A 13,052-nucleotide genomic window follows, 5' to 3' on the forward strand; every position below is an offset into this window, starting at 1 on the left:
AATGCCTGAACTTGGGGTGTGGAGCGGGGTGTGACGGACGGGTGTCGGGTCGCGATTCCAACGACACCCGTGCGCCGTGGCCGAACGCTAGCAAGACCTTGCGGCGAATGAAAGACCTTGCATCGACCTTTCACAAATGGCGGTTCGATGCTTTACAGTCGGCCTATGTCCACCGAGCCACCCCGTGCCCGGCTCGCTGACATCGCCCGGCAGGCGGAGGTCAGCGAGGCGACGGTGTCCCGCGTGCTCAACAACCGCGCCGGCGTCAGCGCGGACACGCGGCAGGCCGTCCTCACCGCGCTCGACGTGCTCGGCTACGAGCGCCCCGAGCGGCTGCGCAAGCGCAGCGCCGGCCTTGTCGGGCTGGTCACGCCCGAGCTGGAGAACCCGATCTTCCCGCTCTTCGCCCAGATCATCGAGTCCTCGCTCGCCCAGCACGGCTTCACGCCCGTGCTGTGCACGCAGACCCCGGGCGGCGTGACCGAGGACGAGTATGTCGAGATGCTGCTGGACCGGTCCGTCGCCGGGATCATCTTCATCTCCGGCCTGCACGCCGACACGACCGCGGACCACGACCGCTACCGCAAGCTGATCGACCGGCCCCTGCCGATCGTGATGATCACCGGGTATGTCGCGGGCCTCGACGCGCCCTGCATCTCCTGCGACGACCGGCTCGCCAGCCAGACGGCGGTCGACCACCTCGCATCGCTCGGCCACACCCGCATCGGCCTCATCTCGGGCCCCGACCGCTTCTCACCGGTGCAGCGCAAGCTCACCGGATACCGCGCGGCGATGCAGCGCCACGGCCTCGACGAGATGGTCGAGCTGTCCCTCTTCGGCGTCGAGGGCGGCGCCGCCGCCGCCGACCGTCTCATCGCGCGCGGCGCGACCGGCCTCGTCTGCGGCTCCGACCTCATGGCGCTCGGCGCGATCCGCGCCGCCCGCGCCCGCGGCCTGTCGGTGCCCAAGGACGTCTCCGTCGTCGGCTACGACGACTCGCTGCTCATCGCCTTCACCGACCCGCCGCTGACGACCCTGCGGCAGCCGGTCCGGGCGATGTCCAACGCCGCCGTGCGCGCCCTCGTCGACACCATCAACGGGCAGCCGACCCCGCACTCCGAGTTCCTCTTCAACCCGGAGCTCGTGGTCCGCGGCTCGACGGGCATCGTCGCCCGCTGATTTCTCCCCTCTTCAGCTCTTCAGCGCAAGGGACTCCTTCACTGTGCCTTCTTCGCACTGGTGGCGCACTGCTGCCATTTACGAGATCTATGTCCGCAGCTTCGCCGACGGCAACGGCGACGGCGACGGCGACCTCATCGGGCTGCGCGAGCGCCTGCCGTACCTGCGCGACCTCGGCGTCGACGCGATCTGGCTGACGCCGTTCTTCCGCTCCCCCATGGTCGACGGCGGCTACGACGTCGCCGACTACCGCGACGTGGACCCGCTGTTCGGCACCCTCGCCGACTTCGACGCGATGCTCGCCGCGGCGCACGCCCTGGACATCCGCGTCATCGTCGACATCGTGCCCAACCACACGTCCTCGCAGCACGCCTGGTTCACCGAGGCCCTCGCCTCGCCACCCGGGTCACTCGCTCGCGACCGGTACATCTTCCGGCCTTCTGCGGAGGAACCCCCGAACGACTGGGAGTCCATCTTCGGCGGCCGCGCCTGGACCCGCACCCCGGACGGCGAGTGGTACCTGCACCTGTTCGACCCCGGCCAGCCCGACCTCAACTGGGACAACGCCGACGTGCGGGCCGAGTTCGAGTCGGTCCTGCGGTTCTGGCTCGACCGCGGCGTCGACGGCTTCCGCATCGACGTCGCCCACGGCATGGTCAAGGAGGCCGGCCTGCCGTCCGTCGGCCACCCGCAGCAGATCGGCCTGCTCGGCCGCGAGCCGCTGCCCTACTTCGACCAGGACGGCGTCCACGAGATCTACCGCGCCTGGCGCAAGATCCTCGACTCCTACCCCGGCGACCGGATGGCGGTCGCGGAGGCCTGGGCGTCCACCCCGCTGCGGCTGGCCCGCTACGTCGCCCCCGACGAGCTGCACCAGGCCTTCAACTTCGACTTCCTCGCCGCACCGTGGTCCGCTGCTGAGCTGCGCGCCACGATCGACGCCTGCATCGAGGCCGCGGACAGCGTCGGCGCGCCGACCACCTGGGTCCTGTCCAACCACGACAAGGCCCGCCACGTCACCCGCTTCGGCTCCCCGCTGATCGCCCGCGCCGCCGCCCTGCTCATGCTGGCCCTGCCCGGCGCGGTCTACCTGTACCAGGGCGAGGAGCTCGGCCTCCCGGAAGTCCTGGACCTGCCCGACGACGCCCGCCAGGACCCCGTGTGGCACCGCTCCGGCGGCACCGACCCAGGCCGCGACGGCTGCCGCGTGCCGCTGCCCTGGGACGCCTCCCTGCCCGCCTACGGTTTCTCCTCCACCGGCCGCTCCTGGCTCCCGCAGCCCGACTGGTCCTCCCTGGCCGCGTCGTCACAGCAGGGCGTGCCTTCTTCGTTCCTGGAGTTGTACCGCTCTGCGTTGCGCCTCCGGCGCACGTTCACCGGCCCGCTGACGTGGCACCCCTCCCCCACCGACGTCCTGGACTTCCAGCGTGCCTCTCTGCGCTGCGTGGTCAACCTGTCGCCCGCAACGGTCCCGCTCCCCGCCGGCGACGTCCTGCTGACCAGCGGCGACCTGCCGGGCGGCGAGCTGCCCCCGAACACGGCGGTCTGGCTGGGGTAAACGGCCCCGTCAGGGGGCATCCGGGGCACGGCGGGTCGCATATGCTGCCCGCCGTGCCGTTTCAGATGCCGGTGCCGGAGAGCCAGCCGGTCGACCTCTTCAGCGAGCTGCGGCGCCTTGCGGCCGACGCCGACCGGGGTGACTGGCCCGCCGTGGCGGCGTTCCTCGGCAGCCTGCGCGGCCTCGACGACGTCGCCGTCGCGTGCGGGCAGGTCGAGGAGCGGCTCAGCGAGCAGGTGCTGCAGCGGGTGCCGGTCAGCGACCCGACGGGTGCGCTGGCGCAGACGGTCCGGGCGGTCGGCATCGTGCTGCGCGGCTGGAACATCCGCGGCACCGGCTGGGCGCGCAGCGTCACCGCACAGCAGTGGGCCGGCTTCCACGAGCACCTCAACCGGGCCGAGCAGTTGCTCATCGAGGTCACCGCGCGCCAGCCGGAGCAGGGCTACGCGTGGGTCGAACGAATGATCATCTGCCGGGGCATCTCGCTCGGTCACGACGAGGCCCGCCGCCGCTTCGACCGGCTGAGCCTGCACCATCCCCACACGTACATCGGCGGGTTTCAGCTCGTGCAGCAGCTGCTGCCGAAGTGGGGCGGCTCGTGGGAGAAGGTGGACGGCTTCGGCGCCGAGCTGCTGCGGACCGTCCCGGCCGGGTCGCTCGGGCTGCTGCCGGTGCTCGCCGGGCATCTCGAGCGCTTCACGGACGCCGGCTCCGACGCCGAGGGCGCCGCGTACCTGCGCAGCCCGGCGGTCTCGGCGCAGATCCACCAGGTCGCCGACCGGACCGTCCGGCACCCCGGGTTCCAGGGCGGCTACCGGCACTACACCGCGCACGACTACTTCGCGATGCTGTTCTCCCTGATGGGCGACCACGCGGCCGCGGCACCGCATTTCCGGGCCCTGGCCGGGCGGCGGACGCCGTTCTGGAACTGGTACTTCGACAACCCCGGCACCGCATACGCGAACCTCCGCGACCGCGCGCTGGCGAGAGGCTGACCCCATGCTGCACCGCACCGACGTCGGCGGCGTCCCGACGCTGCTCGCGCCGAGCTCCGGCCCGATGAGCGCCGGGCTGACCTTCCGGGTCGGCCTGGTCGACGAGGGCGCCGCCCGCATCGGCATCACGCACCTCGTCGAGCACCTCGCCCTGCACCGGCACGGCGTCGCCGACTACCACTACAACGGCGCCACCGGAAGCGTCGTCACGCACTTCCACATGCAGGGCAGCGAGAGCGACATCGTCACATACCTGGAGATGCTCTGCGACTCCCTCGCGAACCTGCCAGTGCAGCGGCTGGAGACCGAGAAGGCAATCCTGCGCACCGAGGCCGCCGGGCGCGGCAGTGGCGGCGTCAACCGGATGCTGCCGATGTGGCGGTACGGCGCACAACACTACGGCCTGGTCAGCTACCCCGAGTGGGGCATCGACCGGCTCGGCCCCGACGACGTGCAGGCCTGGGCAAGCGCCTGGTTCACCCAGGCGAACGCCGTACTGTGGATCTCCGGCGACCGGATCCCGCCGGGCCTGCGGCTGCGCCTGCCGGCCGGCACGCTCCGGCCGGTGCCGGTCGCCACGACGATCCTGCCGGCGGCCCCGTCCTACTTCACCGGCCCCGGCGGCGGCGTCGTCTTCGACGGCATCATGCGGCGGCACCCGGCCGGTCCGGTGTTCGCCCTGATGCTGGAGCGGGAGCTGTTCCGGTCGCTGCGGCAGGAAAGCGGCCTGTCGTACGCGGCGAGCGCCGCCTACGACCCGCGCGGCGACGGCTTCGCGGTCGTCACCGCGTTCGCCGACGCGCTGCCGGAGAAGCAGGGCGCGGTCGTCGGCGGTTTCGTCGACGTCCTCGCCGGGTTCCGGGTCGGCCGGATCACCCAGGCGGACCTCGACGCGGTCCGCACGAAGCACGACGAGGCGCTGCGCCACCCCGACGCGGTCGCGGGCCGGCTGCCGGGACTTGCCACCGACCTGCTCACCGGCGCACGGCTGCGCACCCTCGACGAGCTGCGCGCCTCCCTGCACGCCGTCACCCTTGCCGACGTGCACGCCGCCGCCCTGCAGGTCCTCGACTCCGGCCTGCTGCAGGTGCCGCAGGGCAGCCGCGCCGACTGGGCGGGGTTCACGCCGACGCCCACGACGTCGACGGACGCGATACCCGGGCACACGTACCGGGCGCTCGACGGCTCCGGCGCGGCGCTCGTCCTCGGCGCCGACGGGGTCAGCATCGTGGACGGCGGGTGCCGGGCCACGGTCCGGTACCGCTCCTGCGCGGTGGTGCACGCGTGGCCGGACGGCGCGCGGCAGCTGATCGGCCTGGACGGGATCGCGGTGCTGGTCGAGCCGGCGCTGTTCGGTGCACCCGCGGACACCGCCGCGCGCATCGACCGGTCCGTGCACCCGTCGATCGTCCTGCCGATGCCGGCCCGCAGCGCGCAGGACATCCCCCGCCCGGCGCCGACACCCGCCACCGGCGCGTCCCCCGTCACCCGCCGGCCGGTTCCCGTCACCCGCCGGCCCGATCCCGCAGTCCGTCGCCGTGCTCCCGCCCGACGGCGTGTTCCCGCGGCACGGCTGACTCCTGGGCTTCCAGCGAGGCTCCTTTTGTTGACCCGGCCCTGGAGTTGTCCCCCAAGAGGTCGTGGTCGTCCTCGTGCCGGGGGTTCGCGTGGGGCTACGCCGTCTGGAGTGGTCGTCTGGTGCATCCGGGTCTTGTCGGTGGCTCCGCACAGCCTTCGGCCGCGCGATGGGTAAGCGTGGTTGCGACTGCGCTGGATCATCGACAAAAGCCGGACGCGCCAGACGACCACTTCAAGCGGCGTATCCCCACGCGAATAGCACGACGGACCGGCGCTCGGGCAAAGAGCGCCGGGTCGTCGTCAAGCGATGTGCAGCTACTTCCAGGTGGCGTTCACCGCCTGGTTGGCGGTGCCCGTGTTCAGGGTGCGGTTGGCGCCGCTCTCCCACGTCACGTTCCCCGAGCCGTCCTTCTTGATGAACTTGTACTCCACCGCGGTGCTGGCCGGCATGGTCACCGTGCCGGACCAGACGGGGTAGGTGGCCGAGGACAGGGCGATCGCGTTCGCCGTGTTCCACGAGCCGAGGGCGGGGATCGAGCCGACGACGTAGACGTTCTGGCCGAGGACCGTGGTGACGGTGGCGTTGAAGGTCACCGCCGGCTGGGTGGTGGTGGAGCCGTTCCAGGTGGTGCTGACGGTGCCGGTGCCGTTCGCGGGGACCGTGTACGTGTGGTTGCTGCCCGGCTCCCAGGTGACGGCGCCGGCGCTGGTCTTGGTGATGAACTTGTACTCGACGGCGGTGCTCGCGGGCAGCGTCACGGAAGCCGTCCACGCCGAGCCCGAGGCGGTCATGGGGATGGCGTTGGCGGTGCTCCACGAGCCCAGCGCCGCGACGGAGCCGACCAGGTAGACGGGGTTGCCGGTCGGCGCGCCGGTCACCGTGAAGGAGACGCCCGACGGGTTCGGCGACTGCGACGTGGACGGGGTCGGCGACGGGGTGCCGCCGGTGACGCGGGCGTTGACGTGGAGCGCGACGGCGTCCTTGGCGTTGGCGCCGACGGTGGCCTGGCCGGAGCCGTTGACGACCACGGTCGGGCCGCTGCACGTGCCGGAGGAAGCGGTGAAGTCGCCGTGGATGACGTCGCAGTACGTGCCGGCGGGCAGGCCGGTGCTGAAGGTGCGGCTGGCAACGGTGCCGGAGCCGTTGTTGATGAGGGTCCAGCCGTTGGCGCCGCGGGAGAAGGCGATCGCGTTCGAGCCGTCGCTCCACCAGTTGCCGACGGTGGTGTTGGCCTTGGTGGCGTTGTGGAAGCCGACCATGTTGCGGATCGAGCGCTGGCGGTGCTGGCACTCCCAGCCGCTGCCGCAGGTGACGGCGGAGACGTAGCCATTGCCGTCGGCGGGTGGGGACGCGTCGGTGTTGGTGAAGGAGAAGGAGCTCATGACGTTGGGGGTGCCGTAGTTCCAGGCCAGCATGAAGACGGTGGCGAGGGTGTCGGTGCTGCCGTTCTTGTAGCTGAGGGTGGAGCCGTTGCGCTCGGTGTCGTGGTTGGACACGAACGCGGTCGCCTTGTCGGTGGGGCGCAGGCCCCAGCTGGTGCCGAACGTCTGCAGGTTGGCGATGTTGCCCTGGAACTGGCTCTTGAGGTTGGTGGCGTAGTTGAACTCCAGGACGCCGCCGGTGCCTTCGTAGGCGGCCATCGACAGGTTGCCGCTGCCGCCGGGCATGACCTCCTGGGTCCAGTACACGTTCTGGTTGGTGAGTTTGCCCTTGATGGCGGCCAGGTCGGCCTGCGGCATGTGCTTGGCCGCGTCGATGCGGAAGCCGTCGACGCCGACGCCGATCAGGTCATTCAGGTAGCCGGCGATCTTCGTGCGGACGTAGTCGGTCTCGGTCGCGAGGTCCGACAGGTGCAGCAGCTGGCAGTTCCAGACCTCGGTCTGGTTGTTCCAGTCGTGGATCTGGCCGTCCGACTGGGGGCAGGCGCCGCCGGTGTGGTGGAAGTCGTTGAACCCGTAGCCGGCGCTCGGGTAGCTGTAGTTGTTCGTGAAGGACGCCGGGCCGTAGGCGGTCGTCGAGGACTGGTCCGAGCCGGTCATGTGGTTGATGACGGCGTCGACGTAGACCTTGACGCCGGCCGCGTGGCAGGTGTTGACCATCGACGTGAACTGAGCGCGGGTGCCCATGCGGCTGTTGAGGTCGTAGGCGGCCGGCTGGTAGATGTCCCACCACGGGTGGCCGCTGACGCTGATCGAGTCCTCGGGCGGGGCGACCTGCACGGCGCCGAAGCCGGCCGGGCCGAGCACGTTGGTGCATTCGGTGGCCACCGACGTCCACGGCCACAGCCACAGGTTGGCGATGACGTCGTCGGAGGCGACGGACGCGTCCGCGGAGCGGTCGGCGGACACCAGCGGGTAGGCGAGCGCGCCGGACACGGCGAGCGCGACCGCGCCGATACTGAGCAAGCGTTTCACAGGGGTGTCTCCAGGAGGAAGAAGGGTCAGCGGAGGTACGGGCCGGCGGTGCCGACCTTGCCCGGCGCGGGGTTGCCGGGCAGCGACAGCACGTAGACGCGCATGGCGCCCTTGGCGGTCACGGTGGCGGTGAGGGTGCCGTTGGCGACGGTCTGCACGTCACCGGTGACGGCGTCGGTGTACGTGCCGTTGGGGATGCCGGTGAAGGTGGCGGTGCTGGAGACGGCGACGAGGACGAAGCTGTCCACGGTGCCGGCGGTGTAGCGGCGCTTGTAGGCGATGCCGCCGGAGACGCCCGCGGTGGAGTACTGCCCCATCTGCAGTGCGGGCACGGCGCGGCGGATCTGGTTGAGTCGCTGGACGTGCTGCACGAGCGGCTTCTGCAGGGTGGTGGCGACCGGGCCGCTGGCACTGGCGACGGTGCCGTAGCCGGAGGCGACGACCGTACCCTCCACATAGGAGCCGAAATAGGCGCGGCCGGTGTTCGCCAGGGGGCACGTCGGGCCGCAGTCGATCTGTTTGCCGGCTTGGAATTCGACCTCCGAGCCGTAGTAGAGGACCGGGACGCCGCGGAACGTCCACATGAGATCCATGTTCTCGGCCCACGCGTCCGTGCCGCCGGCGTAGCGGGTGGAGGACTTGTTGGGCCCGTAGTCGTGCGAGTCCACGTACACGGCGTTGTACGTGGCGTCGTTGACGCTGTCGTCGGAGTCCTTGCCGTTGTTGAAGGCGTTGGCGGCGTCACCGAAGTTCATGTGCATCCGCATGTCGATGATGTTCATGCCGGAGAACTGGCTGTGGTCCGGCGCGTGGTAGTCGTTGCCGTTGAGGAACGCGTTGGTGGACGTGGGCTGGTTGCCGGTGCCCTGCAGGTTCTCGTAGTTGAACTGGTCCAGGGCCGCCTGCACGTCGTCGGCGACGTAGGTGCGCCGCTCCTTCCAGGTGTAGAACTGCGCGGAGTGGTTGACCGAGCCGCGGTTCCACTTGTCGTTGACGAACGCGGCGACCTCGCCGAAGACGTAGAAGTCGTTCGCCTTCGCCGCGCCGTACTTCTGCGTGAGGCGCTGCTGCAGGGCCGGCAGGAAGCGCCGGTTCCAGGTGACCCGCGGGATGTGCACGGCGGTGTCGACGCGGAACCCGTCAACGCCCATGTCGATGTAGGAGTTGTAGGCGTCGATGAGGTACTGCTGCACGACCGGGTTCTCGGTGTTGAAGTCGGCGAGGTCGTCATGCAGCCAGCAGGAGCGGGCGTCCTCGCCTTCCCAGTTGCCGATCCAGCACTGGTGGTACAGCGAGGCGGGGAACATCTTCGCCGTCGGGCTGGGCCACTGGCAGTGGTGGTTGGCGTAGCCCTCGGGGCTGAAGGTGCCGTTGGTCTGACCGTAGTTGGGGCAGGTGTTGCCGGCCGGGGCGGTGGTCGACCACAGGTCGCCGTTGTAGGCGCGGCCCAGTGCGTTCTCGTTCAATGGGTTGTACGTGGCGCCGGCGACCTTCTCGCTGTACATCCAGTCCCACTGCCCGTCGCGGGCGCCCCAAACCGTCGGCACGTACAGCCCGCTGGCGCCCCACCGGGAGCTGTGGTTGTAGACCACGTCCTGGTAGATCTTCAGGCCCTTGGCGTGCGCGGTGTTGATGAGGTCCTGATAGGACGCGCCGGGCGACTCGAGGCGCGGGTCGACGCGGAAGAAGTCCCAGCCGTGGTAGCCGTGGTAGTCGTAGTCGGAGCGGTTGAGCACGACCGGCGTGATCCAGATGGCGGAGAAGCCGAGGCCCTTGATGTAGTCGAGCTTGTCGACGAGGCCCTTGAAGTCGCCGCGGAACATCGGGTCGTTGTTCGCGGCGTTGCCGGACTTCACGTGCTGGCTGCCGCCACGGTCGTTGGACGTGTCACCGTCGTAGAAGCGGGCGGTGAGGACGAAGTAGATGCTGTCCTTGCGCGGGTCGCCGCCGAGCATCGAGCCGCCGGCCGGCAGTGGCGGCGCGTCGCCGGTGGTGACGGTGACGGTGCTGGATGCGCCGGACAGGTTGCCGGCCGCGTCGACGGCTTTCACGGTGTACGTGTAGCCGGTGCGCGGCGCGAGCCCGCCGTCGATGTACCCGTTGGTGGCGCTGGTGAGCAGCACCGGCCCGGGGGTGCGGGTGAGCTGGTAGCCGGTGACGCCGCGGTCGTCGGTCGAGGCGGTCCAGGCGAGGGTGACGGTGACGTGGTCGACGGTCGCGGTGACGCCGCCGGGGATGCTCGGCGGGGTGGTGTCGGGCGGGACGGCCGCGCACGGGTCGGTGGCGCCGCTGGTGACGACTCCGCCCGCGACCCTGGAGGTGCCGGCGTTGATGCGGTAGTTGGCGCCGTTGTTGTTGTCCCAGGTGCCGGAGCCGTTGTTGAACACGGCCTGCATGCCGGTGGCGGCGCCGAGGGCGACGGTCTTCTTCACCCAGCCGGTGCAGGCGGTCTCGTTCATCGCCACACCGGGGACGGTGGTCCATGCCTCGCCGGTCGGCGCGTAGTGGATGTTCACCACCGGCCAGGTCCTGCCGGCGGTGGAGTAGAAGACGGTGGCGGTGTTGCCGGTGGGCGGTGGTGTGGTCGGGGTGGGCTGGCCGCCGCACGGGTTGCCGGTGCCGGCGACTCCGCCGGTGACGGTGACGTCGCCGCTGCCGAGGGTGTAGTTGCGGCCCGAGTTGTTGTCCCAGGTGCCGGAGCCGTTGTTGAACACCACCTGCACGCCGGTGGCGGAGCCGAGGTCGATGGTCTTGCTGTACCAGCCGGTGCAGGCGGTGCTCATCGCCACGCCCGGTACGGCGGTCCACGCGCCGCCGTTGGGGGCGTAGTGGATGTTCACGGTGGTCCAGGCGGCGGAGGGTTTGTAGTAGACGGTCACGGTGGTGCCCGCAGCGGCGAGGGCAGGGACGATGAGCAGGGACGCCAGCAGCGTCAGGACGGCCAGAATCAGGGTTCTTCTGCGGGACACGGGTGCTCCTTGCGTGCATCGATGCGGTGGCGGACCGACCGACGTGACAGCCCGGCGGGGGCATGGCAACGCGTGGAGGAAGACTGATCTGGAGGATTGACGTATGTCAAGGTTCTTGCAAAAATCACCGGTTCTTCACCGTGCGCACCGCATCTGAGCTGCTGAAACGCTGATGCCACCTTGCAAAGATCAACAGGTCTTTACCGGCGGGTTACGGGAAGCTAGCATCAGGGCGCTCTTGCAAGACTTTGCATAGCCTGCAAGTCACCTACAGTGGAGCGTATCCGTTGAAGCGTCCCCTCCTGCTCGCGGCGGTCCTCGCCCTGACCGCCGTCGGGCTCAGCGCCCCTCCCGCGGAAGCGTCCGGTTCCAGCAAGGACGTCACCGCGCACCTCTTCCAATGGCCGTGGCGCGACGTCGCCCACGAGTGCCGCAGCACCCTCGGCCCGGCCGGCTACGCCGCCGTGCAGGTCACCCCGCCGCAGGAGCACGTCGAGTTACCCGCCCAGGGCTATCCGTGGTGGCAGGCGTACCAGCCGGTCAGCTACAAGCTCGACAGCCGCTACGGCAACACCCGTGAGTTCGCCGCCATGGTCGACACCTGCCACCGCGCCGGAGTGAAGGTCTACGTCGACGCCGTCATCAACCACATGTCGGGCCAGACCACCGGCGGCACCGGCAGCGGCGGCACCCGCTTCGGCAAGTACGACTACCCCGGCCTGTACGACACCACCGACTTCCACCACTGCGGCCGCAACGGCGACGGCTGGATCCACGACTGGAACGACGCGTGGGAGATCCAGAACTGCGAGCTGCTCGGCCTGTCGGACCTCGCCACCGAACAGGACGACGTCCGCACCGACATCGCCGGGTACCTCAACTCGCTGATCCGCCTCGGCGTCGACGGGTTCCGCATCGACGCCGCGAAGCACGTCCCGGCCGCCGACCTCGCCGCCATCAAGGCCAAGCTCAAGCGCCCCGCGTACCTCTACCAGGAGGTCCTCGGCAACGCCCCGATCCCGAAGGCCGACTACCTGCCCAACGGCGACGTCATCGAGGACGCCTACGGCCAGCAGATCAGCCGCGTGGTGAAGTCCGGCAAGCTCAGCTGGCTCGACCAGTTCGGCGAGGCGTGGGGCTTCTCCCCCGCCGGCAGCGCCGTCGTCTACGTCGACAGCCACGACACCGAACGCGACCAGAGCGGCGCGACCCTGACGTACAAGGACGGGCCGCTGTTCGCGCTCGGCAACGCGTTCTCCCTCGCCTGGCCCTACGGGCACCCCCTGGTCCTGTCCAGCTACGGCTTCACCAGCACCGACGCCGGGCCGCCCGGCACTTCGTCCAACGGTGACGTCCGTCAGGTGCGGTGCGGTGGCGTCACCAGCGGCCCCGGCGGCTGGCTCTGCCAGCACCAGGACACCGCGACGACCGGCATGGTCGGCTTCCGCAACGCCGCCGGCGCCGCGCCGGTGAGCCACTGGTGGAGCGACGGCGACAACGCGATCGCGTTCGCCCGGGAGGGCCGCGGCTACGTCGTGCTCAACCGGGAGAACACCGCCGTCACCCGCACGTTCGACACGGGCCTGCCGGCCGGCACGTACTGCGACGTCATCCGCGGCGAGGTGCGCGGCAACCGGTGCACCGGCCCGACGGTCACCGTCACGAAGACGGGCCAGTTGACCACGACTGTCCCCGGTCTGAGCACGCTCGCGATCGACGTCAAGCACCGCGTGTCCCGCCCGGTCGCGGCGGCTGCCCCGGCGGTCAGCTTCTCCGCGTACGCCGTCGTCGCCCCCGGCGAACGGCTCGTCCTGGTCGGCAACGCCCCGGCGCTGGGCGCCTGGGACCCGGCCAACGGCGTCCGGCTCGCCGCGGACGACTATCCACAGTGGACCGCGCGGGTGCAGGTCCCGGCGGGCACGGCGATCGAGTACAAGTACGTGAAGGTCGCCGCCGACGGCACCGTCACCTGGGAGAGCCGCCCCAACCGCCTGGAGACGGTGCCCGCCGACGGCTGGCTGTCCACCTCGGACGGCTGGGAGGCCGGCGCGACCGTGCAGGCCAACGTGACGATGCACGTCGCCGAGGAGCCCGGGCAGCAGGTGTACCTCGTGGGCGCCGCACCGTCCATCGGCTCCTGGAACCCGGCGGACGCGGTGCCGCTGACGAAGTCCGCCGAGGCGACGTGGACGGGCCAGGTGACCCTGCCCGGCTCCGCGGTCGTGGAGTACAAGTACATCCGCAAGGACCCTGCCGACACCTCAGGGAGCACCGTGGTCTGGGAGAGCGACCCGAACCGCACCGTCACCACCCCGTCGGGCGGCACCATCACCCTCGACGAGACCTGGCGCTAGCGCG

At 70.4% G+C, this 13,052-nt stretch carries 7 protein-coding genes; 5 read left to right on the plus strand and 2 right to left on the minus strand.

Features of this window, described 5'->3' with window-relative positions; genetic code table 11:
• The first annotated feature begins 147 nt into the window (after positions 1-147).
• The 4 genes from OHA72_RS55935 to OHA72_RS55950 are packed head-to-tail and all read left to right on the plus strand — an operon-like array spanning position 148 to position 5,485.
• The gene (locus OHA72_RS55935; RefSeq protein WP_442788438.1) at positions 148-1,179 is read left to right on the plus strand and encodes a LacI family DNA-binding transcriptional regulator; all 1,032 of its coding nucleotides are present in this window, start codon (positions 148-150) and stop codon (positions 1,177-1,179) included.
• Between the two features lie 43 nt (positions 1,180-1,222).
• Positions 1,223-2,737, plus strand: coding sequence for a glycoside hydrolase family 13 protein (locus OHA72_RS55940; protein ID WP_327004257.1), 1,515 nt, complete (start codon positions 1,223-1,225; stop codon positions 2,735-2,737).
• Positions 2,738-2,790: 53 nt separating this feature from the next.
• Positions 2,791-3,732 carry a hypothetical protein gene (locus tag OHA72_RS55945; RefSeq protein WP_327004258.1) on the plus strand — a complete coding sequence of 314 codons (942 nt, stop codon included), beginning with the start codon at positions 2,791-2,793 and terminating at the stop codon, positions 3,730-3,732.
• A gap of 4 nt (positions 3,733-3,736) precedes the next feature.
• Complete coding sequence (locus OHA72_RS55950; RefSeq protein ID WP_327004259.1) at positions 3,737-5,485, plus strand: M16 family metallopeptidase; 1,749 nt, start codon at positions 3,737-3,739, stop codon at positions 5,483-5,485.
• Positions 5,486-5,625: 140 nt separating this feature from the next.
• Here OHA72_RS55950 and OHA72_RS55955 read toward each other — a convergent pair whose 3' ends face one another.
• The gene (locus OHA72_RS55955; RefSeq protein WP_327004260.1) at positions 5,626-7,725 is read right to left on the minus strand and encodes a carbohydrate-binding module family 20 domain-containing protein; all 2,100 of its coding nucleotides are present in this window, start codon (positions 7,723-7,725) and stop codon (positions 5,626-5,628) included.
• A 26-nt stretch (positions 7,726-7,751) separates the two neighbouring features.
• Entirely contained in the window at positions 7,752-10,694 is a 2,943-nt protein-coding gene (locus OHA72_RS55960) for a carbohydrate binding domain-containing protein (RefSeq protein ID WP_327004261.1), read from the minus strand.
• 287 nt (positions 10,695-10,981) lie between these two features.
• Here OHA72_RS55960 and OHA72_RS55965 point away from each other — a divergent pair, with 287 nt between their 5' ends.
• Positions 10,982-13,048 (plus strand): carbohydrate-binding module family 20 domain-containing protein, encoded by a 2,067-nt coding sequence (locus OHA72_RS55965; protein WP_327004262.1) that lies wholly within the window; start codon positions 10,982-10,984, stop codon positions 13,046-13,048.
• Positions 13,049-13,052: the final 4 nt, after the last annotated feature.

Source organism: Dactylosporangium sp. NBC_01737 (genome assembly GCF_035963215.1).
Lineage (GTDB): Bacteria > Actinomycetota > Actinomycetes > Mycobacteriales > Micromonosporaceae > Dactylosporangium.